Genomic DNA, 23,706 nt, shown 5'->3' on the forward strand with positions numbered 1-23,706 from the left:
GACAGCGAACATGACGGGACAGGAGACGGCGCTGGCGGGGGTCTTTCCGCAGGCCACTGACGCGCAGTGGCGCGCCCTTGTTGAGCGGGCGCTCAAAGGCGCGTCCTTCGAAACGCTCGTCTCTAAGAGCTATGACGGGCTTTCCCTCGAGCCCATCTACGCCCGCGCCGCGTGTTCGCCATTCCCGGTCCTGCGCAAAAACCCCGGCCGCTGGGCGATTCTCGCGCGCGTCGACGTGCCGAACGCTGACGCCGCCAACCGCTTGGCGCTGCAGGACCTCGACGGCGGCGCCGACGGACTGCATCTCGTCTTCGCCGGCTCGATCGGCGCCTATGGCGGGGGGCTCGTCGGCGATGATGATGATGCGATCGCTCACGCGCTCGCCAATGTTCGCCTCGACTATGGCATTCCGCTGACGCTCGACTCGTCGCCGCGCGCGCCAGGCGCCGCGCAGGCGCTCATGCGTTTCGTCGACCGCCAACATATTGAACCGTCGCTCACCCGCGTCTCGATGGGCTTCGATCCGCTGGGCGCGCAGGCGCGGCACGGATTCGCTGCGGAGCCCTGGGCGCAAGTCTCCAAGGGCTTCGCGCGGGACGTGAAGGCGGCCGCCGGCGCCGGCTTCGTCTACGCGACCGCGATCGCCGACGCCCGCGTCGTGCATTCGGCGGGCGGGACCGAGTCGCAGGAGCTGGCTTTCGCGCTCTCGTCAGCGCTCGCCTATTTGCGGGCGCTGGCGGACGCCGGAGTCGACCTCGACGCAGCGCGCGGCCTGATCGCGTTCCGATTCTGCGCGGACGCCGACGAACTGCTGGGAGTCGCGAAATTCCGCGCCGCGCGGCGCCTTTGGGCGCGCGTTGAAGAGGCCTGCGGCCTCTCTCCCAAGCCAGCGCTGGTCTTCGCCGAGACGGCGTGGCGGATGATGTCGCGGCGTGACCCGTGGAACAATATTCTGCGCGGGACGCTCGCCGCGTTCTCAGCGGCGATCGGCGGCGCCGACGCCGTCTCCGTCCTCCCCTTCACTCAGGCGCTCGGCGCCCCCGACGAATTTGCGCGGCGGCTGGCGCGAGACACCCAGCTCGTGCTGCAGGACGAATCGCATATCGACGCCGTCGACGATCCGACGAGCGGCGCGGGCGGCTTCGAGGCGCTGACCGACGCGCTGTGCGCGCGGGCGTGGGGACTTTTTCAGCAGATCGAGGCCGACGGCGGCCTACCCACAGCATTGGAGACGGGAGTCTTTCAGGCGGGCGTCGCCGAAGCCGCCGCGTTGCGGGCGAAGAACGTCGGGCGCGCCAAGGATAAGCTCATCGGCGCGAACCAGTTTCCCGACATTCACGAGGGCGCGCTCGACGTGCTCGCGCCTTATGACGCTGCGGCTGAAACGGTTGAGCCGCCAACGGGCGCGCGAATGAGCGCTCCGCTCGCGCCGCGCCGTCTCGCCGAGCCTTTCGAGCGGCTGCGTGAAGAGTCGGACGTCAGCCTCGCGCAGTTGGGCGATCGCCCGAAGATTTTCCTCGCAAATCTCGGGCCCGTCGCCGCATTCACCGCGCGGGCGAATTTCGCCAAGAATTTTTTCGAGGCCGGCGGCGTCGAAGCGGTTTTTGGACCCGAAACCGAGTCCACGACCGAATTGGTCGACGCCTACCGGGAGTCTGGCGCCAAACTCGCTTGCCTCTGTTCATCCGACAGGATCTACGGAGACTCGGCGGAAACGGCGGCGCTGGCGCTAAAGGGCGCAGGCGCTGGGCTTTATCTCGCCGGCCGGCCGGGCGAACTCGAGGAGCGTCTGCGCCATGCGGGCGTGACGGGGTTTATCTACGCGGGTTGCGACATGCACGGCGCGCTGCGGCGCGCGCTTTCGGAGGCCAAATGAGAATTTTAGCGTTAGCGCTTGCGCTCTGCGTGGCGGCCCAGGGAGCGTCCGCCAAGCAGCCGCGGGGCCAAAAGGCGCAGCCGGACAACGAACGAGCCCTGTCCGGCCCGGTCGGCGATCCAAACGGCAGATGGAACATCGAAGCGACGACGACCGTCGGAGAGTGTCGCAGTCTCATTCCGCCGTCTTTCGACATCGTCGGCAATAAAATCGCCGCAGCGCCGGGGCCGGCCGCCTCTTTTTGGGGCTATGTCGACGAGGAAGGCACAATCGTCGCGCGATTCACCGGCGACGGCGAGCGGGTCGTGCGCTTCCACGGAACGCTGCGGGGCGGCAGGGGCGCCGGCCCTTGGTCATCGTCCACCGACCTTTGCGGCGGAACCTGGCGCGCCTCGCGCAGCGCCGCGGCGGCGCAATAGGGCCGCAGTTTACCGGGTACGCTCCTCGAAGTAGCTGTCGTCGTCGCTCGGGAACAACCCTTCGCCGCGCACCGGACGCGCCGCCTGCACCACCGTCGGCGCCGGCGAATCGGCCCCGGCGGACCGCACGCCGAGCCCGTCGCGCTGGTAGATGTCATCGCGGAACTGGGTGACGCCGTCCGGCGCCGCCCATGCCGTAATATAGACCCAGTAGACCGGCACGGCGGGCGTGATCTTGACGTCCACGCGTTCGCCGGAGGCGATGACCTGGTCAATATGGTCGCGGTCCCAGCCGGGCGTCTCCTTCAGGAGCCAGGCGACATAGTCGCGAACGTTCTGAAGCCGGATGCAGCCCGATGAGACGAAGCGGAAGTCATCGCCAAAAACGCCTTTAGCGGGCGTGTCGTGCATGTAAACGCCGTAGGGATTAGCGATATCGATGCGCACGACTCCAAGCGAGTTGAAGTCGCCGCCAATGTCCTGGCGGAAGCGGAAATTGAGCGCGTCGAGTGAGCGCCAATTGATCTGCTCGGGCTGCAGCTCCTGATTGTCTTTACTGTAGACGCGGATGTGATTGGCGTTGAGATAGTTTGGATCCGCCTGCATCTTGGGGATCAAATCCTTGCGGATCACCGACGCCGGCACGGTCCAGAACGGATTGAAATTGACCTGGATCGCCTTGGTCTGCATCACCGGCGACTGGCGGTCGATCTTGCCGACGCCGGCCATGTGATGGGTGACGACCTCGCCGTTCTCGACTGTCTCCACCGAAGCGGCGGGGATGTTGGCGGTGACGTAGCGGTTGCCGAGGTCGTGCGAAAAACTGCGCAGACGCACCAAATTGGTCTCGAGCTGCTTCAGCCGGGTCTCAGCCGGCACATTCATCGCCTGAACGGTCTGCTGATTGACGACGCCGGTCGATATGATGCCGTGGCGCGCCTGGAACCGGCGCACCGCCGCTTCGACATAGGAGTCGAACACCGGGCTCGCGCCGGTTTCGGCCCCAATGTCGCCGGAGACGATCAGCCTGCGGCGTAACGCCGAGACCGCCGGACTGTTCGACCCCAGCCGCAGCTGTTGGCCGCCCGGCACCTGTGGCCAGCCGCCATTGGCCGCGATTTCGCGCAAACGCTCGATCGCCGCTTCCGTGGCGGCCACCGTATGAGTGGACAGGATAGGGGTCGTCGAGCGCGATACGGTCAGACGGGCGTCGGCGTCATAGCGCTGCGCCCACTCTGCCTGTCCGTCCTGGTCCCAGGCGGCTGAGGCAGGCGTGAGGGCCACTGCGGCAAGGACGAGCGCCGCGCCGCGGGCAAACTGGATAATTGCGGATTCTCGCACAGATCGCTCCAATCGCATCGCCGGAGCATGCTCCGGCGGTCAAGCCGAAAGACGACGCCGCCTAGAGGACCGCGCCGGCTCTTTCGATCGAGTTGTGCATCTTCGGCGTTAACAAGGCGCGAATAGTCCGGCGATTTTGTGGCCTGCCGGCGAGCGGCGAACGGCCGCCGCCCAGCCTTGGCTCCCACTCCTACCGGCTAGCCCACGCGGACCCAGCCGCTCATGCCCAGGCGCTCTTGAGGCAGGAAGCGCGACTTATATTCCATTTTGCGCGAACCTTCGACCCAATAGCCAAGGTACACATGCGGCAGACCAAAGGCGCGGGCGCGCTCCGCATGATCCAGAATCATGAAGGCCCCTAGTGATCTGTGCTCGAGTTCAGGCTCATAGAAGGAATAGACCATCGACAGCCCGTCCGAGAGCCGGTCGGTCAAGCAGCAGGCGACCAGCGCGCCAATCTCGCCATTGCCTTGGGCGAGACGATATTCGACGAGCCGCGTGTCGACGTGGCTGTCTTCGATCATCATCTGATAGTCGATCATGCTCATGTCGGCCATGCCGCCGTCGGAATGGCGGGCGCTGACGTAGCGGCGAAACAAGGCGTATTGCTCATGCGTCGCCCGCGCCGGCCGTGTTTCGGCGACAAGCTCGGCGTTACGCCGGCGGACGCGGCGCATGCCCCGCGACGGCGTGAATTCGTCGATCTTGACTCGCACCGAGACGCAGGCTCGGCACTGCTCGCAAGCGGGGCGGTAGGCGATGGTCTGCGAGCGACGGAAGCCGGATTGCGTCAGCGTGTCGTTGAGCGCGGGCGCGCGCAGCCCGATCAGATGCGTAAAGACCTTCCGCTCCTCGCGGCCCGGCAAATAGGGGCACGGCGCCGGAGAGGTCAGATAGAATTGCGGCGCGTCGCGCGGCTCTTTCGTCACGCTCTAAGATCCCAGATTCAAAACTAATCTAGAGCGCCCATGTGGCGTGCGCCAACGGAGATTTGCGGCGTCGAAGTTGCGGATTTTAAGACGAGCGCCGTAAAACGATAACGTCCGCGAGCATGTCGTGAAGGCAGCGCTTGTCGCCTGCAAAAAGCGAAACGAGCAGCAGCGGCGGGAATAGCCAGGTGACATAAAACAGCACGGCATGGACGGCCGCCTGCAGAAACGGCACCGGCTCTCCTTCCATGGTGCGCATCTCCAGGTCCATGAAGGCCATGCCGGGCGTCGCCATTCTCCGTCCCGACACTGTCAGACCGTTGTAAAAAAAGGCGACGATCGGGAACAGAGGCGGCAGGATGAATGCAGACAATCCGGCGCTGAGGATGAAGAGGGCGACGAACAGCGCCGCCGACATGCTGGCGACGAGAATCAAATCGAGCGTGACCGCGATGATGCGGCGCGTGCGGACGCCCTCGAGCGCCTGTGGCGGAATGTAAGGCGCGGCGCGCGCCCCGATTGGGGCCATCGGGCGCTCGCGACTGGAAAAGGGATCCCGCTCGGTCATCAATTTACGGCCTTTCTGGTGGCCCGCCAAAGATCGGCGACCTTAAGGCCGGTTTCAAGTGCGCCGCTCGGGGTGGATATCGTGCGAAACACGCGAAACGAGCTTGCCTCTCCTCGCGCCGTGAGCGTAGCTTCTTCCTTGAATTCGCAAAACTTTTGGAGTGGAATATGTTTAAGACGATCGTCCTCTTTTCGGACGGAACGGGTAACAGCTCGGCGTCGCCATTTAAGACGAATGTCTTTCGCCTCTATGCCGCGCTCGACATGACGCCCGACAAAGGTCAAATTGCCTATTACGACGACGGTGTGGGCTCGTCACAGCATCGCTGGCTCGCCGCCCTCGCCGGCGCTTTCGGCTTCGGGCTGAAGCGCAATGTGCTAGATCTCTACAAATTTCTTACGCGTCATTACCGTGACGCGATGCAGACGCTGGATCTGCCGCCCAGCGAAACGTCTGGCGGAAAACTCTATCCCCCTAAGATAGCCTGTTTTGGCTTCAGCCGCGGCGCCTTCACCATCCGCGTGCTCATCGGCCTCGTGGCTTCTGAAGGCCTCCCGGTCAACGCGGATTCGGAAGCGGAACTCAATAGGCTGGCCGAGCGCGCCTATCAGCAGTTCCGAGCACAACATTTTCACACCATTCTCAGAATCGAAAATATCTGGCGCTGGTTTCGCGATAAAGTCGTGATCTCCTTTCTCGACCGCAATGAGGACCGCTACGATCGTGGCAAGAACCGTCAGGTCGACGCGATCGACTTCCTAGGCTTATGGGATACGGTCGGCGCCTATGGCATGCCGGTCGAAGAGCTGAGGGTCTTCATCGACAAATTCATCTTTCCTCTGACCTTCAGCAGTTATGATCTGCTGCCGATTGTCCGTTTCACGCGTCATGCCCTTTCAATCGACGATGAGCGAGACGCATTCACTCCGATCCCTTTCGACGATGCGGACGTGCGTCACGAAGCCGCGCGTCAGCGCAGTGAGCTCATCGACAAGCTCGTCGAAAGCGGAGTGAGCCGAGAGCAAGCGGAAGACAAGGCTCATCAGGACGTCTGCGAACGCAGCCAGCAAATCTGGTTCGCCGGCGTTCACGCAAACGTCGGAGGCGGATACCCCGACGATAGCCAAGCCATTCTCCCTCTGCGCTGGATCATGATCGAAGCGGAAAAGCAGGGCGTGGTTTTTCTCGACGCCTTCAGGAAAGACGTGGTCGCTAAAGCGACCGCCTTTGGACAGAGTTACGATTCGCGCAGCGGGCTAAATGCGCTCTACAGGTATAAGCCGCGGGATATACCAGAGATTTTAAAGCAAGCCCGTCAGCTTACGCTAAGAAAACGCCAGAAGGGCTCCGCGGCAATAGCTGCCGTTCCCCCGCCGCGGCCTTTGATCCATGAGAGTGTGATCTACAGAATGGCGCTGCGGTTTGAAGGCTATGCGCCAATCGCGCTCCCGCAGCAGTTCGATGTCGTCGACAATACGGGACGCCCTAAGGCGTTTATTGATTTCACGGCGGACGCGGGGTCGCGCCAAGGCAGATTCGCGAATGGCGAACACGCCGGAACACATGCGAGAATGGCTGGGCTGGCGGAACTTGTGGACAGATTGAAGCCGCCTACACAGGAGGCGCTCGACCTCGTCAAATGCGCGGTCTTCTGGCGACGCGTTTCCTATCAGGTCACGATCTTGTCGCTCATCCTACTCTTATTGATGCCCTTGCTTGATCGACGAGAGCCCGACCTGAACAATCCCTTTACAAGGTTTTTCGACTGGATCGTTGGCTTTGTGGCCGGCTACCTTCCCGGTTTCCTGTCGCCATGGCTCGACGCTTTTCGACAATACCCGCTGGGCGCGGGCCTGTTGCTTCTGCTGTTTAGCCTTTCGTTCTGGTGGGGCGGGCGTTTGAGACGCACGATCGCCGATCGTTCCCGCTTTGCGTGGCATATGACAACGCGTGCGTCGCAGGGCGTGCTGGCCCGTCGGTTTTGGGATCCAATCGCCACTGTCCTTTTGAATTCGAGGCTCGCCAACAGCGCTTGGCGTTTCGCCTCCAATGTCGCGGCGCCCAGCGCTTTATTCGCAGTCGTCGCTCTCGCCGCTCTCTTTCTCCTCGATCGCCTCTATTTCCATTACCGCGCCTCTCAAGGCGAGGTGTGTCAAGGCTCCCCGACGACCGAAGGCCTGTCAAGAGAAGCGACTTTGGACTTTTTTGTTGATCGACCCTGCACCGCCACGGGCCGCATGCTGGAAAAGGGCCGCTATTACGCCGCGACTTTCACGATCGAGCAAGACTGGAAAGATGCGACGCTTCCCGCCAATCTGGGCGGCCTCAAGCGCGACGACCTCTCACTCGACCAGAAAATTGGTTTTTTTCTGATGGGGCTCGGGATCAAACGCGTGATGAGCGAGCCATGGATGAAGCCGATTCTGCAAGTAGGTCCAAGCGGCTTCGATCTTATTCCCGGAGAACCGTATTTTCCCTTCGTCAACGGCTCGCCGAGGAATAACATGACCGTGCGCTTCAAGTCGCCAGCGGACGGCGAACTCTTCCTCTATGTCAACGACGCCTACACGGGCTTCATTCCGGTTGCGGCGATGTTCGGGCAGAAGAACTCCGACGGCAATCTACGCCACACCTATGGCAATAATGTCGGCAAAGCGCAGATCAAGATTGAACCCCTGCCTGCGGAATTCGGGGATTAGTGGCCCTGCCGCCTTGACGAGCGCCGCCGGTTTGTCGCAAGGCTCGCCCAGCCGGCGCGCGCCCCGCCCGCCCGGAGCAGCCTCGGGAATTGCACATGACCAGCAACGCCGTCGACGGCGGACATTTGCGCGCCTTCATCGAGCGGATCGAGAAGCTCGAGGAGGAAAAGCGTGCGATCAGCGACGACATCAAGGACGTCTACGCGGAAGCGAAAGGGACCGGGTTCGACCCCAAGGTGATGCGCAAGATCGTATCGCTGCGCCGTCTGGATAAACACAAGCGGGAGGAAGAGGAAGAAATCCTCGACCTCTATCTTTCCGCGCTCGGGATGGAATAGGCTCAGTCACTCGCAAAAAGGACTGGCCGCTGGGGCTCGCCTCATGCGCGGCATCAGCGGACGCAAGTTCGAGACCCCCACATGGATTTTGGCGCGCAGGATGAAGTCGTGCGCTTTCTCGCCTCGCTCGAGGGCGGCGCGGAGAGAATCGTCACGACTCACATTTCGGTCGTCGCGCTCTGCGGAACGCACGCCTATAAGCTGAAGAAAGCGGTGCGCTTCCCCTATCTCGACTTCTCGACGCCGAGCCGCCGATGGGAGATGTGCGCGCGTGAAGCGGCGCTCAATACAAGCTTCGCGCCCGAACTTTATCTCGGCGCACATCGCGTGACCCGCGAGGCGGATGGGCGGCTGGCGCTCGACGGCGCGGGCGAGATGATCGACGCCGTGGTCGTCATGCGGCGCTTCGCCGACCAAGACCTCTTCGAACAGATTGCGAAAGACCGCCGCCTGACGCAAGCGATGGTGGAGGCACTTGCGCGTCTAGTCGCCAAGACCCACGACGAAACCAGGCCGAACGATGAAAAGGGCGGCGCGGCGGCGATGCGCCGGACTCTGGACGATACGGCTTTGAGCTTGCGCAACGCGGCGCCAGCAAGCGCAGAGCAAATCGATGTGCTTGTCGCGCGCCTCAACGGAGCGCTCGACGCGCAAAGCGCGCTTCTCGACGCTCGAAAGGCGCGGGGCAAGGTGCGCCGCTGCCATGGCGATCTGACGCTCCGCAATATCTGTCTGTTCGAAGGCGCGCCGACGCTCTTCGACTGCCTAGAGTTCGACGACGAGATCGCAACGATCGACGTGCTGTACGACGTCAGCTTCCTGCTGATGGATCTCTGGCGCGTCGGCGCATTTGGCTGCGCCAATCTGGCGTTGAACCGCTATCTCGACGCGCGCGACGAAACCGACGGACTGCCGCTGCTTCCCTTCTTCATGTCGCTGCGCGCCGCCATCCGCGCGCATGTCGAGGCGTCGCAACACAACGCCGAACGCGCGCGCCTCTACTTCGATCTCGCGATGACGCTGCTCGCGCCGGCCAAAGCCGCCGTCATTGCAATCGGAGGTCTCAGCGGGTCAGGAAAATCGAGCGTCGCCGCGGCGCTTGCGCCCGTCATCGGATGTCCGCCCGGCGCGCGCGTCATCAACAGCGATCGCATTCGCAAACGGCTCTTCGGCGTCGCGCCGACCGCGCGTCTTCCGCAGGAGGCCTACGCGAGCGCCGTGTCGGCGCAGGTCTATGGCGAGATGTTAGATGTCGCGGCGCGAATGGCCGCGCGCGGCTGGCCCGTCATCGTCGACGCCGTCTTCGATCGCTCGCAAGATCGCGAAGCGATAAGAGCCGCGGCCGAGATTGCGCGCGCGCCGTTTCTTGGCGTCTGGCTCGACCTCGATCTCGACCAACGCGCGGCGCGCGTCGATGCGCGCGTCAACGACGTGTCGGACGCCACCCGCGACGTGCTCGAAGCGCAGATGGAGAAGCCGACCGGCGAAATCGAATGGTTCAAGATCGACGCGTCGAAAAATGCGGCGACCCTCGCCGCTGAGATCGAGAATGCTTTGAAGTCGTCGTCGCAAGCCGCCAAACTGTGATGTCATTCCCGACGCGCGCCAAGCGCGCGATCGGGAATCCAGAACGAAACCCATCACTCATGCCATTGCTCTGGATTCCCGGTCAGGCCTTCGGCCTGCCGGGAATGACAATCGGCAAACGCCTATCATTGTGGAGCGCGCAAGCGATCACGGCTTACGGAATGAGCACCGCCGCTCCTTGCAGTCGACCTTCGCGCAGATCGGCGAGCGCTTCATTCGCCCGCGCCAGAGGATAGCGCGTCGCATGCATGTTCAGCGGAATCGTCGGCGCCAGCGCAAGGAACTCGCGCGCGTCTTCGCGCGTGAGATTGGCGACCGAAAGCAGTCGACGCTCCTCCCAGAGCAGTGCGTAGGGAAAGCTCGGAATGTCGCTCATGTGAATGCCGCCGCAAACGACCGCGCCGCCTTTTTTCGTGGCGGCGAGCGCGCGCGGGACGAGCGCGCCGACCGGCGCAAAGATCAGCGCGGCGTCGAGCGGCTCCGGCGAGGGCGCGTTGGAATCCTGCGCCGTCGCGGCGCCAAGCGACAGTGCGAAATCGGCCGCCGCCTGATCGCCGGGCCGAACGAATGCATGCACGCGCTTGCCTTGGGCGATCGCGACCTGGGCGATGATATGGGCGGCGGCGCCGAAGCCGTAGATGCCGATCGCTTCCGCCGGACCCGCCATCTTCAACGTGCGCCAGCCGATGAGGCCCGCGCAGAGCAGCGGCGCGAGCGTCGCCGGATCGCCAGTCTCCGGCAGCGGGAAGCAGTAAGATGCATCGGCTACGGCGTGAGACGCATAGCCGCCATCGCGCGTGTAGCCGGTGAAGAGCGGATCGTCGCACAGATTTTCGCGGGCGCTCAGACAGTAGGGGCAATGCCCGCAGGTGTGGCCAAGCCAGGGAACGCCGACCCGCTGTCCAAGCGAGAAACCGGTCACGCCAGGACCGATCGCGTCAACGCGCCCGACAATTTCGTGGCCCGGAACGATCGGAAGCTTCGGCTGGGTCAGTTCGCCGTCGACGACATGGAGATCAGTGCGGCAAACGCCGCAGGCCTCGACCTTGAGCCGCACGTCTCCGGCTCCCGGGCGCGGGAGGGATCGCTCCTCCATGATCAGCGGCGTGTTCGGCCGCCCCAGGATCATCGCCCTCATATTTGTCATTCCAGCGATTTCCTGAAAAACAGCCGCTGATGTCCAGGCGGAAAACCGACGATCTCGCCCGCGCGCGCAAATCCGATATCTTCATAGAACGCGGCGGCCTGCGGATCGAATGTGTCGACATAGATGCCGACGCAGCCGCGGTCTTTGGCCAGCCGCTCGGCCTCCGCCATCAGCCGGCGCCCCCAGCCGCGCCCACGTTGCGGCGCATCAACCCAAAGATGACGAACGTAAAGCCAGCGCCAGTGGCAGACGCCGTTCAGCCCGGCGATGAGGGTCTCCTGCGCGTCACGCGCCGTGATGCAGAGGGGCGTTTCGTCGCGCGGGCCGAACTGGCGCGCAATCTCCTCGCCGAGCATTGCCGCAAGCTCGCCCGACTCCGCCGACTCGACCGAAAGGGCGATCTTCTCAATGTCTTCCTTTTTGATCATGATCGCGCCGTGAGACGGGTATTCGGTTTGCTATTGTGGGCGTGCGTCGCCGGCGCCGCAACGGCGCGCGGCGAAGACAGCGCCTGCGCTCCGGTCGAGATCACGCCCGGAGGTCCGCCGACTCGCGAGCGAGTGCGCGCCTATGCGCCGATTTTCGACCTCTGCGCCAAAGAGGGGGCGTCGCGGCTGGCCATCCGACAGATGAACGTCGACGGGACGCCCTTGATCCTGACGGTCGACCCGCAATCGCTGCAGACGTCGCTGGAGCGGGCGGCATGCTGGCGCTGCGAGGAGACGACCGATGCGGCGCAAGCCGGGACTCGCTATCTCAAGGCGCTGCATCCGCCAGATGATCCAACGCGTCCGCCGGCCCTCGTCAACGCCGGCCTCATTCACGGCGCCGGCGACGGCGCCTTTGTAACCGGCGACCTCTGCCCGAGCCGCAAGCCGCTGGACCGCGCCTTTTTCGAAGAACTCGCCGCGCAGGGGCCGCGCACGCCCGTGATGCTCGCCGTCTCCGGCGGCTGGATCGCCCGCCACGGCGCCGACTTCGCCTGGCTGCGCGAGAAGACGCGCAGCGGCGCGCTCGACATCGCCTGGGCCAACCACTCCTACAGCCATCCCTATGTTCGCCGCCTTCCTGACGGTCGGAATTACTTCCTGCGGCCGGGCGTGGACGTCGATAGCGAGATTTTCGAGACCGAAAAGCTCATCATCGCCCAAGGCGAAACGCCGTCGGTTTTTTTCCGCTTTCCGGGTCTTGTCGCCGACGCCGCGCTGCTGGAGAACGTCCGCAGCCGGCATCTCGTCGCGCTCGGCGCCGATTCCTGGCTGGCGCTCGGCCTAAGGCCCCGCCCCGGCTCGATCGTGCTCGTGCACCCGAACGGAAATGAGCCGGTGGGCTTAAGGCTGTTTTTGCGGCTGATGCAGACGGGCGTTATGCCGTTGCCCCTACGCCCCATCAATGAGGCTCCATGAGCCCCTATTTGACGAGGTTGATCGTGTAATTATTGTAGCTGCCGATATATTTCTCGCGGAAGCCGACCGTCCGGCATGTCGGCGAGCAACAGGTGTTGATGCACCACTCGTAGGCGCTCTGCGGCACGCATGTATTGAAAGGGCCGCTCCACACAGCGCCGTCGTTCGACTCGGCGTACCAATAATAGTAGGTGTTGACGCTCTGCAGATCTTTGCCAAAGACGGTTTTCGTCTGGCCCGGCTCCAATTTCCACCACCCCTTTTTCGTCCAGTCGCCGCCGTCCGAACAGCCCGGCGAATACCAAAGAAATGAAACCCACACCGTGGCTTTGGTGGTGTTGCGGAACTTGAACCAGGCCTGAGCGGCGCTGGGTGCACAGACGATGCTGAGCGTGGCCAATAAGATCAAAAATCTGCGCATGGTCCCCTCCCCTGCGAAAATGCGCGGGCGCGACTGAAAAGAGTTAAGGCTTGGGCGTGGGCTGGGCCGCAGGGTCGCGGCGAATGGACCGCGCCTTGGTGGGAACTTGCGGCTCTTTGGAAACGTCGCCGACGCCCGGCCGGGCGTCCTCCTCGCCGGAGACGGGCTTCTTGCTCTGCGGCGCGGCTTCTTCCTTGGGAGGCGCCTTGTCGCCGAAGTGCTCCGTCGGGCTCACACCGGCTTCAGGAGGGGTTCGGCGCTGAGCCTCCGCCGTCGCGCCGCCAAGAAAAATTGCGGCGCCAAGAGCGGCGAAAAACGTATAATGAGGACGTGCCAATGGGACCTCCTTAATTCTGTTCCGAATATGAACGCGCGACCATAAAAACGATTGATCAAGCGACGCTAGGCGCAGCGCTGACCGCCGTCAACGTCCGTTTGGCTTACCCTCAGGCGATGGGGGTCAGCCCTGATCCACATGGCGTCGCGAGAAAATCCCTTACATTGACAAGGTTTCCGGCGGCTCTTATCTCTCCGGCGGAAAATGCCGCGTCGATCCTGGCGCCCCGCCGTTGGCGCGATGGCGCAGGCGGATGTTATTCATGCATTATGTGACGTTCCGCCGGCCGCCATTCCCCGGCGCGCCGAGAAGGCGGCAGACGCTGCGCGGGAGAAAGGTTCGCAAGAATGATCGGCGCACTCGCCAAGAAGATTTTCGGCACGGCGAATGATCGCCGGCTTAAGACCTACGCGCCGAAGGTCAACGCGATCAACGCCCTGGAGGCGGACGTCGAAGCGCTGACCGATGATGAGCTACGGGATCGCACCCGCCAGTTCCGCGAAGAGCACGCCGCCGGCAAGTCGCTCGACGATCTGCTCGTTCCCGCTTTCGCCACGGTGCGCGAGGCGGCCAAGCGCACCCTCGGGCAACGCCATTTCGACGTCCAGCTCATCGGCGGCATGGTGCTGCACGAAGGCGCGATTTCGGAGATGCGCACGGGCGAAGGCAAGACTCTCGTCGCCACGCTCGCCGTCTATCTCAACGCGCTCGCCGGCAAAGGCGTCCATGTCGTCACGGTGAACGACTATCTCGCCAAGCGCGACTCCGAATGGATGGGGCAGATCTACAGATTCCTCGGCATGAGCGTCGGGGTCGTGGTGCATGACCTCATGGACGAGGATCGCGCCGCCGCCTACGCTTGCGACATCACCTACGGCACCAACAACGAATTCGGCTTCGACTATCTGCGCGACAATATGAAATATGAGTTCTCGCAGATGGTTCAGCGCGGACATAATTACGCGATCGTCGACGAAGTCGACTCGATCCTGATCGACGAGGCGCGCACGCCGCTCATCATCTCGGGCGCCATCGACGACAAATCCGATCTTTACAACACGATCGACAAGCTGGTCCCCAAGCTCAACGCCGACGACTTCGAACTCGACGAGAAGCAGCGCACGGTTCATCTGACCGACGCCGGCAATGAGCATATGGAAGAGTTGCTGACCGAGGCCGGCGCGCTGACCGAAGGCGCGCTTTACGAAGCGCACAACGTGACGCTCGTGCATCACGTCAATCAGGCGCTGCGCGCGCATAAGCTCTTCCAAAAGGACAAGGATTACATCGTCCGCAAGGGCGAGGTGGTCATCATCGACGAATTCACCGGCCGCATGATGCCGGGCCGCCGCTATTCGGAAGGCCTGCATCAGGCCCTCGAGGCGAAGGAGCACGTTCAGGTTCAGCCTGAAAACGTCACACTCGCGTCGATCACCTTCCAAAATTACTTTCGTCTCTACGGCAAGCTCGCCGGCATGACCGGCACGGCGGCCACCGAGGCGAATGAATTCGCCGAAATCTACAAGCTGGACGTCGTCGAAATTCCGACCAACCGCCCGGTCTGCCGTCTCGACGAGGATGATGAGGTCTATCGCACCGCCAAGGAAAAGCTCGGCGCGATCGCCGCCGAGATCCAGGACGCCAACGGGCGGATGCAGCCGCTTCTGGTCGGCACCACGTCGATCGAGAAGTCGGAGCAGCTTGCGGAATTCCTGCTGACGCAGGGCTACAAGATGATCGACTTCGCCGATCCCAAGGGGCTGACGGGACTCTATGCGGCGGCGCGCTCCGGCAAGCCGTCGAAGCTTTTCGCGGTGCTCAATGCGCGCTTCCACGAGCAGGAAGCTTATATCGTCGCGGAAGCCGGCGTGCCCGGCGCGATCACCATCGCCACCAATATGGCCGGCCGCGGCACCGACATTCAGCTGGGCGGCAACGTCGAGATGCGCGTGACGCAGGAATGCGCCGGCCTCGAGGGCGACGAGCGCGCCAAGAAGGAAGCGGAGATTCGCGAGGAAGTCGCGGACTTTAAAGAGAAGGCGATCGCCGCCGGCGGCCTTTACATCATCGGCACCGAGCGCCACGAGAGCCGGCGCATCGACAATCAGCTGCGCGGCCGTTCCGGACGTCAGGGCGACCCCGGCCGCTCGAAATTCTTCCTGTCGCTGCAGGACGATCTCATGCGCATCTTCGGCTCCGAGCGCATGGACTCGATGCTGGTGAAGCTCGGCCTGCAGGAGGGCGAAGCCATCGTCCATCCGTGGATCAACAAGGCGATCGAGAAGGCGCAGCATAAGGTCGAGGCGCGCAACTTCGACATCCGCAAGAACATCCTCAAGTTCGACAACGTCATGAACGACCAGCGCAAGGTGATCTTCGAGCGCCGGCGCGAAATCATGGATGAGGAGAGCGTCGAGGAGCAGACCGCAGACATGCGCGCCGACGTGGTCGACGCGATGGTGTCGCAGCACATTCCGCATGACGCCTACGCCGAGGCCTGGGACGTTAACGGGCTGGCGGAAGACGTCAAAACGAAGCTCAATCTCGATCTGCCGGTCGCCGACTGGGCGAAGGAAGAAGGCATCGCCGACGAGGAGCTCAAGGAGCGCCTGCTCGAGGCGGCCGACGCCGCTTACGCCGAGCGCGTTGAAAAGAACACCGAGCCGCTGATGCGCATGATCGAGAAGCAGGTCGTCCTGCAGTCTCTCGATACGCTGTGGCGCGAACATCTCGTCGCGCTCGACCACCTTCGTCAGGTGATCGGCTGGCGCGGCCTGGCGCAGCGCGACCCGCTTAACGAGTACAAGTCCGAAGCGCTCGAGCTCTTCAAAGGCCTGATGACGCGCTGGGACGAAGCGGTGACCACGCAACTGATGCGCGTCGAAGTGTCCTTCGAGGCGCCTCCTTCCGCGCCGCCGGAGCTGCCGCCGATGGAAATGTCGCATCCAAATCCCGAGGCGCTGATCGGCGGCGGCGCGCAGCTTGCGCTCGATGATCTCAATACGCGTCTCGCGGGGGCCGATTTCTCGGCGCGCGGGCTCGCGGTCAGCGAGGCGCCCGCTGCACGCGACGCGAACAATCCCGCCACTTGGGGCAAGGTGGGCCGCAATGAGCCCTGCCCTTGCGGCTCGGGTAAGAAATACAAGCATTGCCACGGCGCTCTTGTCTAAGCCGAGGATGCGGACAGCGATGTGGAAGATCAGCGTCTCGGCTCTCCTGTCGACGCTGGCGTCTTCCGCATCGGCCCGCGCCGAGTGGGTGCAGGTCTCCAAGGACGATTTCTCGACCGTCTATATGGACGCCGGCTCGCGACGGACGTCGCCCGATGGGTTCGTCACGGTCGACGCGCTCACCGATTACAACGCCGCCTCGCCAAAAGCCGCGGCGTTCGGCCTTGCCGAAAAGGGGCTGTCGGAAATCGAGAAAGTGTCGCTCGATTGCGCCAATCGGAAATACAGGTCCGAGGGCGGCGGCTGGCGGCAGGGTCAGATGGGCGAAGGAAAGATCACCAAGCCCTATCCGCCGAAAGACGAATGGTCGCCGGTGCCGCCCTATTACGATGGACTCTTCGCCAAAGTCTGCGCGCGCACGACCTCGGATGAGCGGCCGGATCGATTTGAACCGCCTCACGCCTGAGAATATAAGCGCAGCGCGGTTGAAGCGCCGCGGATTTCCAGGAGCTTGTCGTGACCGCCATTGATTTTTCTAAAGTGCTCGTCGCTCAGGGCGGCGGCCCCACCGCCGTCATCAATCAGTCGCTCGTCGGCGCCGTGCTGGAGTCCCGCAAATTTCGCGAGGTCGAGCGGGTTTATGGCGCCTTCCACGGCGTTCGCGGCATCGTCAACGAGGATTTCGTCGACCTTACGCAGGAGACGACTCATAATCTCGAGCTCGTCGCCTGCACGCCGTCTTCGGCGCTCGGCTCGACGCGCGACAAGCCGGATCTCAAATATTGTCAGGAAATCTTCCGCGTCCTGCGCGCGCATGGGGTCGGCTGCTTTTTCTATATCGGCGGCAATGATTCCTCGGACACGGTGCGCATCGTCTCGCAGGAGGCCCAAAGCGCCGGCTATCCGCTGCGGACGGTGCACATTCCAAAAACCATCGACAACGATCTGATGGTCAATGACCACACGCCGGGCTTTCCCTCGGCGGCGCGCTGGGTGGCGCAGGCGTTCGCCGGCGCCAATCTCGACAATTGGGCTCTCCCCGGGGTGTATATCGCCATCGTCATGGGCCGGCACGCGGGCTTTTTGACCGCCGCCTCGGCGCTCGGCAAGAAATTCCCCGACGACGGCCCGCATCTCATCTACATCCCTGAGCGCGCCTTCATCATCGACAAGTTCCTCGCCGACGTTAAGGCGACGATGACGAAATACGGCCGCTGCGTCGTCGCGGTGTCAGAAGGCGTCTGCGACGAAAACCATACCCCCATCGCCGAAAAGCTCGCCAAGGCGGTGGAGCGCGACGATCACGGCAATGTCCATCTTGGCGGCGGCGCGCTGGCCGACGAACTTACCCGCCTCGTGAAGGACCGGCTCGGATTCAAGCGGGTGCGGGCCGATACGTTCGGCTATGTGCAAAGGAGCTTCGTCGGCTGCGTTTCCGACGTCGACCAGCGCGAGGCCCGCGAGGTCGGCGAAAAGGCCGTGCAATACGCCATTTGGGGCGATCGCGACGGCTCGGTGACGATCCACCGGACCGGCTTTTATTCGGTCGATTATCAGTTGACGCCACTTGAAGAGATCGCCGCGAAGACAAAAGTCATGCCTGACGAATACATTAGCCCCTGCGGCACGGACGTCACCGACGCCTTCCGGATGTATCTGCGCCCCTTGCTAGGAAGCGGCATGCCGGACGCCTATCGGCTGCGGCTGAATCGGGTTCCCAAGATCCTTACCGCCTGAGCCTGCCGGCGAGGGCGCCTTTCTTGCTTCGACAGAGTTTCCGGCGAAGGTTGCAATTTGGCCGTCGTGTAAAATACACTAACTAGTCATGGTTCTCGGGCGCTCGTCGCTGACGACCGAAACTGGATGGGAACGGGCACGCCAGCCGCTTCCACTTTTTGTTAGTTTGGCGCCGGTTACACAGGTGTTCGGGCCGATTCGCCCGGCAGGCCGGCCCGATAGGAGAGCAATATGAGCAAAGTCGGCGGCGGCGATTCCAAGAACACGCTTTACTGCTCCTTTTGCGGCAAGAGCCAGCACGAGGTCCGTAAGCTCATCGCCGGACCGACGGTGTTCATCTGCGATGAATGCGTCGAACTGTGCATGGACATCATCCGCGAGGAGAACAAGTCCTCGCTGGTCAAGCAGCGCGACGGCATTCCGACCCCGCGCGAGATTTGTAAGGTTCTAGACGACTATGTCATCGGCCAGTCGCAAGCCAAGCGCGTGCTCTCGGTGGCGGTCCACAACCATTACAAGCGCCTCAACCATGCGACCAAGCATGGCGACGTGGAACTGGCGAAGTCCAACATTCTGCTGATCGGACCGACCGGCGTCGGCAAGACCATGCTGGCGCAGACTCTGGCGCGCATCCTGGATGTTCCGTTCACCATGGCCGACGCCACGACCCTGACCGAAGCGGGCTACGTCGGCGAGGACGTCGAAAACATCATTCTCAAGCTTCTCCAGGCGTCGGACTACAACGTCGAGCGCGCCCAGCGCGGCATCGTCTATGTCGACGAAATCGACAAGATTTCGCGCAAGTCCGACAATCCTTCGATCACCCGCGACGTTTCGGGCGAAGGCGTGCAGCAGGCGCTGTTGAAGATCATGGAGGGCACCGTCGCCTCCGTGCCGCCCCAAGGCGGCCGCAAGCATCCGCAGCAGGAGTTCCTGCAGGTCGACACGACGAACATCCTGTTCATCTGTGGCGGCGCTTTCGCCGGGCTTGAAAAGATCATCTCCTCCCGCGGACGCAACACCTCGATCGGCTTCGCCGCCACCGTGCAGTCGCCCGACGAACGGCGCACCGGCGACATTTTTAGGCAAGTGCAGCCGGAAGACCTGCTGAAATTTGGGCTCATCCCCGAATTCGTCGGCCGTCTGCCGGTCATTGCGACGCTCGAGGATCTCGACGAGGACGCGCTCAAGCGGATCCTCACCGAGCCCAAGAACGCGCTGGTCAAGCAGTATCAGCGACTCTTCGAGATGGAAAACGTCGAGCTCACCTTCCAGGACGACGCTCTTTCGTCCGTCGCGCGCAAGGCGATCGAACGCCATACCGGCGCGCGTGGCCTGCGCTCGATCATGGAAGGAATCTTGCTAGACACGATGTTCGATCTGCCAGGTCTGGAGGGAGTCGAACAGGTTGTGATCGGACCAGAAGTCGTCGAGGGCAAAGCCCGGCCGCTCTATATTTACGCCGAACGCAGCGAAAAGAGCGGCACGAGCGCCTGACGCGCGAAGACGAAGCGGCTAGGCGGCGGCGACGCCGGGCGCAGGTTTATGCTTGGGCGCCGCAGCGCCTTGAATCGATTATTCGCGTAACCATTTGCGTTAACGGGGCCGTCGGGCGCATCCGCCGGCGGTCTTTAATGGGCGCGAAATCGGCGGGCGACCGTATTCGCGGCCTGAAACCAAAAATCGCCCTGCGGTCTCGCGCCGCCGCTTTAGCGGGACGCGTCAAGGACAGGACAAAAAGAATGTCGAACGAAAAGCGAGACGCCGTCACCCCCGGAACCATCGAAAGCTATCCGGTGCTGCCGCTGCGCGACATTGTCGTCTTTCCGCACATGATCGTTCCTCTTTTCGTCGCGCGGGAGAAATCCATTCGCGCGCTCGAAGAGGTGACGAAATCCGACAGGCTCATTCTGCTCGCGACGCAGAAGAATGCGGGCGACGACGATCCCTCGGCCGACGCGATCTATCCGATCGGCACGCTCGCCTCGGTGTTGCAGCTTCTGAAGCTGCCCGACGGCACGGTGAAGGTGCTGGTCGAAGGCGTGGCGCGCGCCAGCGTTCGCACATACACGCGCGCGGACGATTATTACGAAGCGGACGCTGAAGTCGTCGCCGACGATCTCGCCTCTCCGGTCGAGGTCGAAGCGCTCGGCCGGTCGGTGATCGCCGAATTCGAAAGCTATGTAAAGCTCAACAAGCGGGTCTCTTCCGAGGTCGTCGGCGCGGTGACGCAGATCGACGACTATTCAAAGCTCGCCGACACGGTCGCGTCTCACCTGTCGGTGAAGATCGCCGAGAAGCAGGACGTGCTTGAGACGGTCAGCGTCGCGCGCCGCCTCGAAAAATGTCTGTCGCTGATGGAGAGCGAGATCTCGGTCCTGCAGGTCGAGAAGCGCATTCGCACGCGCGTCAAGCGCCAGATGGAGAAGACGCAGCGCGAATATTATCTCAACGAGCAGATGAAGGCGATCCAGAAGGAGCTGGGCGACGAGGACGGCAAGGACGATCTCGCCGAGCTCGAGGAGCGCATCAAGAACACCAAGCTCTCAAAGGAAGCGCGCGACAAGGCCTTGGCCGAGTTCAAGAAGCTGCGGCAGATGTCGCCGATGTCCGCCGAAGCCACCGTCGTGAGGAACTACCTTGACTGGATCCTGTCGATCCCGTGGGGCAAGCGCTCCAAGGTGAAGCGGGATCTCGGACAGGCCGAGGAAGTGCTCGACGCCGAGCACTTCGGCCTCGAGAAGGTCAAGGAGCGCATCCTTGAATATCTCGCTGTGCAGAGCCGCGCCAACAAGCTGACGGGACCGATCCTGTGCCTCGTCGGCCCGCCCGGCGTCGGCAAGACCTCGCTCGGCAAGTCCATCGCCAAGGCCACGGGCCGCGACTTCGTGCGCATGTCGCTGGGCGGCGTGCGGGACGAAGCGGAAATCCGCGGTCATCGGCGCACTTACATCGGCTCGATGCCCGGCAAGATCATCCAGTCGATGCGCAAGGCGAAGACGTCCAATCCGCTCTTTCTCTTGGACGAGATTGACAAGATGGGCATGGACTTCCGCGGCGATCCGTCCTCGGCCTTGCTCGAAGTGCTGGACCCGGAGCAGAACGCGTCGTTCAACGACCATTACCTCGAAGTCGACTACGACCTTTCGAATGTCATGTTCGTGACGACGGCGAATACGCTCAATATTCCGGCGCCGCTGATGGACCGCATGGAGATCATTCGCATCGCCGGCTATACGGAAGATGAGAAGCTCGAGATCGCGCGCAGGCATCTCATTCCCAGTGCGGTGCATAAGCACGGCCTTTCGCCCGACGAATGGATGATCGCCGACGACGGGCTGCTCACCCTTATTCGCCGCTATACGCGCGAAGCCGGCGTGCGCAATCTGGAGCGCGAACTCTCCAATCTCGCGCGCAAGGCGGTAAAGGAAATCCTTCTCAAGAAGAAGGAGAAGATTGTCGTCACGAGCGAGAATCTCGCCGACTATCTTGGCGTGCCGAAGTTCCGCTATGGCGAGGCCGAACTCGAAGATCAGGTCGGCGTCGTGACCGGTCTGGCCTGGACCGAGGTCGGCGGCGAACTGCTGACGATCGAAGGCGTCATGATGCCCGGCAAGGGCAAGATGACCGTGACGGGCAATCTGCGCGACGTGATGAAGGAGTCGATCTCCGCGGCGGCGTCCTATGTGCGCTCGCGCGCCGTGGACTTCGGCGTCGAACCGCCGGTCTTCGACCGACGCGACTTCCATGTGCACGTGCCGGAAGGCGCGACGCCCAAGGACGGACCGTCGGCCGGCGTGGCGATGGCGACCGCCATCGTCTCGATCATCACCGGCATTCCCGTCCGGCGCGACATCGCCATGACCGGCGAGATCACGCTGCGCGGCCGCGTCTTGCCGATCGGCGGCTTGAAGGAGAAGCTGCTCGCGGCGCTGCGTGGCGGCTTGAAGAAAGTGCTGATCCCAGAGGAGAACGCCAAGGATTTGGCGGAAATCCCGGACGCGGTGAAGAACCGCCTGGAAATCGTGCCCGTCGCGCGCATGGAAGATGTGCTGCGGCACGCGCTGATCTCCCAACCGACGCCGATCAAATGGCAGGAAGACGCCGCCGCCATCGCTAAACACGCGGTCGGCGACGATGACGGCACCGGCGTCCGCGCCCACTGATCGCAGATCATACAACACACTCAAGAGCCCCGCTCCTCCAGAGCGGGGCTCTTTGCTTTTGGGCGGCTGGTGCGCGCTGCAGCCCATAGATTGTATGAGCATTTTTGGATGGAGCCGCCATTTCCCCCGGAAAACCAGCGATTCCGGGCCTTTGGCGGCCGGTAAGCCTTGCTTTTCCTGCGATTCGCGACCAACACTCGCCATCGCTGCGCAATGCCGATTCGAGGTCGCGCATTCTTACGCCGGGCGGCTCGCAGTGAAGGAGAAGGAAAAAGCCATGAACAAATTGGAACTCGTTGAGCACGTCGCGAGCGAGACGGAGAGCTCGAAAGCGGCGGCGGCCGCCGCCATCGACGCCGTCATCGACGGCATCACGAAGGCCCTCAAGAAGGGCGACGAAGTTCGCCTCGTCGGCTTCGGCACTTTTTCGGTCAAGAAACGCGCCGCCGGCAAAGGCCGCAATCCGGCGACCGGCGAAGAAATCAAGATTCCCGCGTCGAAGAGCGCCCGCTTCAAGCCCGGCGCGACGCTGAAGACCGCGCTCAACAAAGCCAAGTAGCTCAGGGCGCGGAGGCGCTGGCGTCGCAGGCGCTTTTTGAAACTTCGCACGACGGCCGTCGGAGCTCCGGCGGCCGTAGTTTTTGAACCGGCTTGCCTCCCGCCGCACCCGCCCTTAAAACCCGGCGGGCGCGAGTCATGTCAGGGCGGTTAGCTCAGTTGGTAGAGCATCTCGTTTACACCGAGAGGGTCGGCGGTTCGAGACCGTCACCGCCCACCACTGGCGCCCTCGAGACGGCACAGGGCTCGCCACGGGAATTGGTGTTCCAAAGCCCAGGATTTCGCTTTAGCTTGCTGGGACAAAGAAGGCCGCCCGGATGAGATTGATCAAAACCGTTTTCATCGCGCTCTGCGTCGCCGCCCTCGTCCCCGCCTTCGCGCATGCCGAAGATATGAGCTTTCGCGTCGTCAGCGTGAGTTCCGGCGGCTGCGGCGCAAACTGCCCACAGGTGATCGCGGCGCAAGGCGAAATCGGCCCAGAGACGCCCGACGCCTTCGTCGCCTTCGTGCGCGAAAATGCTCGCGGCGGCAATCTGCACGGAATTGTGCTGCTCGACTCGCCTGGCGGAAAGGTCGTCGCCTCGATGGAGCTCGGCCAAGCCATCCGCAAGCTCGAGATGGCGGTGATCGTCGCCCGTCCCGCGGCGGATCAATCTCGCACGATGGCGCTCGTATCGGGCCGCTGCTATTCGGCCTGCGTCTATGCGCTGATGGGCGGCAGGAGGCGCGTGATCCCGCCGCAGAGCAGCGTCGGCATTCACCGCATGTTCAATTATTCGACGAGTTTCGACATCGCCGAGGGCGGACTCGTGCGCGAGCGAAATTATGACGATGGCGGCATGCTCCAGACGCTTTCCCGCTACGCGGCGATGATGGGCGTGAGCACCGAACTCGTGAAGCTCGCCGAGCGGACGTCGCCCGATAAGCTTTACGTGCTGACCGGCGCCGACATCGCTCGTTGGCGGCTTGGGTCGCGCAAGCTCTAGACGCGCCGGATTACAGCCATA

Annotated in this window: 20 protein-coding genes and 1 tRNA gene; 14 read left to right on the forward strand and 7 right to left on the reverse strand. The window is 63.0% G+C overall.

Annotated elements, in window-relative coordinates; translation table 11 throughout:
• The first annotated feature begins 10 nt into the window (after positions 1 to 10).
• Entirely contained in the window at positions 11 to 1,876 is a 1,866-nt protein-coding gene (locus A3OO_RS0116365; protein WP_018408925.1) for a methylmalonyl-CoA mutase family protein, read from the forward strand.
• Positions 1,873 to 2,295 carry a hypothetical protein gene (locus A3OO_RS0116370; RefSeq protein ID WP_018408926.1) on the forward strand — a complete coding sequence of 141 codons (423 nt, stop codon included), beginning with the start codon at positions 1,873 to 1,875 and terminating at the stop codon, positions 2,293 to 2,295. The genes A3OO_RS0116365 and A3OO_RS0116370 overlap by 4 nt, the downstream gene beginning before the upstream one ends.
• Positions 2,296 to 2,304: 9 nt before the next feature.
• Here A3OO_RS0116370 and A3OO_RS0116375 read toward each other — a convergent pair whose 3' ends face one another.
• The 3 genes from A3OO_RS0116375 to A3OO_RS0116385 all read right to left on the reverse strand — a co-directional run bounded on the left by A3OO_RS0116375 (position 2,305) and on the right by A3OO_RS0116385 (position 5,094).
• Positions 2,305 to 3,654: a L,D-transpeptidase family protein gene (locus A3OO_RS0116375; protein WP_026223069.1), complete on the reverse strand. Its 1,350-nt coding sequence runs from the start codon at positions 3,652 to 3,654 to the stop codon at positions 2,305 to 2,307.
• A 179-nt stretch (positions 3,655 to 3,833) separates the two neighbouring features.
• The gene (locus A3OO_RS0116380) at positions 3,834 to 4,565 is read right to left on the reverse strand and encodes an arginyltransferase (protein WP_018408928.1); all 732 of its coding nucleotides are present in this window, start codon (positions 4,563 to 4,565) and stop codon (positions 3,834 to 3,836) included.
• Between the two features lie 85 nt (positions 4,566 to 4,650).
• Positions 4,651 to 5,094 carry an RDD family protein gene (locus A3OO_RS0116385; protein ID WP_026223070.1) on the reverse strand — a complete coding sequence of 148 codons (444 nt, stop codon included), beginning with the start codon at positions 5,092 to 5,094 and terminating at the stop codon, positions 4,651 to 4,653.
• Between the two features lie 206 nt (positions 5,095 to 5,300).
• Here A3OO_RS0116385 and A3OO_RS0116390 point away from each other — a divergent pair, with 206 nt between their 5' ends.
• From A3OO_RS0116390 to A3OO_RS0116400, 3 genes are all read left to right on the forward strand, one after another.
• Positions 5,301 to 7,832, forward strand: a complete 2,532-nt coding sequence (locus A3OO_RS0116390) for a DUF2235 domain-containing protein (RefSeq protein WP_018408930.1) — start codon at positions 5,301 to 5,303, stop codon at positions 7,830 to 7,832.
• A gap of 95 nt (positions 7,833 to 7,927) precedes the next feature.
• The gene (locus A3OO_RS0116395; protein ID WP_026223071.1) at positions 7,928 to 8,170 is read left to right on the forward strand and encodes a DUF2312 domain-containing protein; all 243 of its coding nucleotides are present in this window, start codon (positions 7,928 to 7,930) and stop codon (positions 8,168 to 8,170) included.
• Positions 8,171 to 8,251: 81 nt separating this feature from the next.
• Positions 8,252 to 9,757: a bifunctional aminoglycoside phosphotransferase/ATP-binding protein gene (locus A3OO_RS0116400; RefSeq protein WP_018408932.1), complete on the forward strand. Its 1,506-nt coding sequence runs from the start codon at positions 8,252 to 8,254 to the stop codon at positions 9,755 to 9,757.
• A 154-nt stretch (positions 9,758 to 9,911) separates the two neighbouring features.
• Here the strand turns inward: A3OO_RS0116400 and A3OO_RS0116405 are convergent, their stop codons facing one another.
• Together A3OO_RS0116405 and A3OO_RS0116410 are read right to left on the reverse strand one after the other, a co-directional pair.
• Entirely contained in the window at positions 9,912 to 10,895 is a 984-nt protein-coding gene (locus tag A3OO_RS0116405; protein ID WP_026223072.1) for a zinc-dependent alcohol dehydrogenase family protein, read from the reverse strand.
• Positions 10,896 to 10,900: 5 nt separating this feature from the next.
• Positions 10,901 to 11,332: a GNAT family N-acetyltransferase gene (locus A3OO_RS0116410; RefSeq protein ID WP_018408934.1), complete on the reverse strand. Its 432-nt coding sequence runs from the start codon at positions 11,330 to 11,332 to the stop codon at positions 10,901 to 10,903.
• A 9-nt stretch (positions 11,333 to 11,341) separates the two neighbouring features.
• Between A3OO_RS0116410 and A3OO_RS0116415 the strand changes: the two genes are divergently transcribed.
• Positions 11,342 to 12,310, forward strand: coding sequence for a polysaccharide deacetylase family protein (locus A3OO_RS0116415; RefSeq protein ID WP_245257178.1), 969 nt, complete (start codon positions 11,342 to 11,344; stop codon positions 12,308 to 12,310).
• 4 nt (positions 12,311 to 12,314) lie between these two features.
• Here the strand turns inward: A3OO_RS0116415 and A3OO_RS0116420 are convergent, their stop codons facing one another.
• Both A3OO_RS0116420 and A3OO_RS0116425 read right to left on the reverse strand, forming a co-directional pair.
• Positions 12,315 to 12,731: a DUF1036 domain-containing protein gene (locus tag A3OO_RS0116420; protein WP_018408936.1), complete on the reverse strand. Its 417-nt coding sequence runs from the start codon at positions 12,729 to 12,731 to the stop codon at positions 12,315 to 12,317.
• 43 nt (positions 12,732 to 12,774) lie between these two features.
• Positions 12,775 to 13,068, reverse strand: a complete 294-nt coding sequence (locus tag A3OO_RS0116425; RefSeq protein WP_018408937.1) for a hypothetical protein — start codon at positions 13,066 to 13,068, stop codon at positions 12,775 to 12,777.
• A 347-nt stretch (positions 13,069 to 13,415) separates the two neighbouring features.
• Here A3OO_RS0116425 and secA point away from each other — a divergent pair, with 347 nt between their 5' ends.
• The 8 genes from secA (at position 13,416) to A3OO_RS0116470 (ending at position 23,685) form a co-directional block, all read left to right on the forward strand.
• On the forward strand, positions 13,416 to 16,238 hold the full coding sequence (gene secA, locus A3OO_RS0116435) for a preprotein translocase subunit SecA (protein WP_018408939.1): 2,823 nt from the start codon (positions 13,416 to 13,418) through the stop codon (positions 16,236 to 16,238).
• A 19-nt stretch (positions 16,239 to 16,257) separates the two neighbouring features.
• Positions 16,258 to 16,704, forward strand: coding sequence for a surface-adhesin E family protein (locus A3OO_RS0116440; RefSeq protein ID WP_018408940.1), 447 nt, complete (start codon positions 16,258 to 16,260; stop codon positions 16,702 to 16,704).
• A 50-nt stretch (positions 16,705 to 16,754) separates the two neighbouring features.
• The gene (locus tag A3OO_RS0116445; protein ID WP_018408941.1) at positions 16,755 to 17,975 is read left to right on the forward strand and encodes a 6-phosphofructokinase; all 1,221 of its coding nucleotides are present in this window, start codon (positions 16,755 to 16,757) and stop codon (positions 17,973 to 17,975) included.
• A gap of 231 nt (positions 17,976 to 18,206) precedes the next feature.
• On the forward strand, positions 18,207 to 19,472 hold the full coding sequence (gene clpX / locus A3OO_RS0116450) for an ATP-dependent Clp protease ATP-binding subunit ClpX (protein WP_018408942.1): 1,266 nt from the start codon (positions 18,207 to 18,209) through the stop codon (positions 19,470 to 19,472).
• Positions 19,473 to 19,717: 245 nt separating this feature from the next.
• On the forward strand, positions 19,718 to 22,141 hold the full coding sequence (lon, locus tag A3OO_RS0116455) for an endopeptidase La (RefSeq protein WP_026223073.1): 2,424 nt from the start codon (positions 19,718 to 19,720) through the stop codon (positions 22,139 to 22,141).
• A 277-nt stretch (positions 22,142 to 22,418) separates the two neighbouring features.
• A complete protein-coding gene (locus tag A3OO_RS0116460; RefSeq protein WP_026223074.1) occupies positions 22,419 to 22,700 on the forward strand; it encodes an HU family DNA-binding protein in 282 nt (93 codons plus the stop codon).
• 143 nt (positions 22,701 to 22,843) lie between these two features.
• Positions 22,844 to 22,919: transfer RNA gene (locus tag A3OO_RS0116465), tRNA-Val, on the forward strand.
• A gap of 97 nt (positions 22,920 to 23,016) precedes the next feature.
• On the forward strand, positions 23,017 to 23,685 hold the full coding sequence (locus tag A3OO_RS0116470; RefSeq protein WP_018408945.1) for a COG3904 family protein: 669 nt from the start codon (positions 23,017 to 23,019) through the stop codon (positions 23,683 to 23,685).
• Positions 23,686 to 23,706: the final 21 nt, after the last annotated feature.

This window comes from Methylocystis rosea SV97, from assembly GCF_000372845.1.
Taxonomy (GTDB): Bacteria; Pseudomonadota; Alphaproteobacteria; order Rhizobiales; family Beijerinckiaceae; genus Methylocystis; species Methylocystis rosea.

Excerpts from the sequence above, each read along its gene's own strand:
- A3OO_RS0116365 (WP_018408925.1), top strand. The coding sequence starts at position 11 with ATGACGGGACAGGAGACGGCGCTGGCGGGGGTCTTTCCGCAGGCCACT.
- A3OO_RS0116370 (WP_018408926.1), top strand. The coding sequence starts at position 1,873 with ATGAGAATTTTAGCGTTAGCGCTTGCGCTCTGCGTGGCGGCCCAGGGA.
- A3OO_RS0116375 (WP_026223069.1), bottom strand. The coding sequence starts at position 3,654 with ATGCGATTGGAGCGATCTGTGCGAGAATCCGCAATTATCCAGTTTGCC.
- A3OO_RS0116385 (WP_026223070.1), bottom strand. The coding sequence starts at position 5,094 with ATGGCCCCAATCGGGGCGCGCGCCGCGCCTTACATTCCGCCACAGGCG.
- A3OO_RS0116390 (WP_018408930.1), top strand. The coding sequence starts at position 5,301 with ATGTTTAAGACGATCGTCCTCTTTTCGGACGGAACGGGTAACAGCTCG.
- A3OO_RS0116395 (WP_026223071.1), top strand. The coding sequence starts at position 7,928 with ATGACCAGCAACGCCGTCGACGGCGGACATTTGCGCGCCTTCATCGAG.
- A3OO_RS0116400 (WP_018408932.1), top strand. The coding sequence starts at position 8,252 with ATGGATTTTGGCGCGCAGGATGAAGTCGTGCGCTTTCTCGCCTCGCTC.
- A3OO_RS0116405 (WP_026223072.1), bottom strand. The coding sequence starts at position 10,895 with ATGAGGGCGATGATCCTGGGGCGGCCGAACACGCCGCTGATCATGGAG.
- A3OO_RS0116410 (WP_018408934.1), bottom strand. The coding sequence starts at position 11,332 with ATGATCAAAAAGGAAGACATTGAGAAGATCGCCCTTTCGGTCGAGTCG.
- A3OO_RS0116420 (WP_018408936.1), bottom strand. The coding sequence starts at position 12,731 with ATGCGCAGATTTTTGATCTTATTGGCCACGCTCAGCATCGTCTGTGCA.
- secA (WP_018408939.1), top strand. The coding sequence starts at position 13,416 with ATGATCGGCGCACTCGCCAAGAAGATTTTCGGCACGGCGAATGATCGC.
- A3OO_RS0116440 (WP_018408940.1), top strand. The coding sequence starts at position 16,258 with ATGTGGAAGATCAGCGTCTCGGCTCTCCTGTCGACGCTGGCGTCTTCC.
- clpX (WP_018408942.1), top strand. The coding sequence starts at position 18,207 with ATGAGCAAAGTCGGCGGCGGCGATTCCAAGAACACGCTTTACTGCTCC.
- lon (WP_026223073.1), top strand. The coding sequence starts at position 19,718 with ATGTCGAACGAAAAGCGAGACGCCGTCACCCCCGGAACCATCGAAAGC.
- A3OO_RS0116460 (WP_026223074.1), top strand. The coding sequence starts at position 22,419 with ATGAACAAATTGGAACTCGTTGAGCACGTCGCGAGCGAGACGGAGAGC.
- A3OO_RS0116470 (WP_018408945.1), top strand. The coding sequence starts at position 23,017 with ATGAGATTGATCAAAACCGTTTTCATCGCGCTCTGCGTCGCCGCCCTC.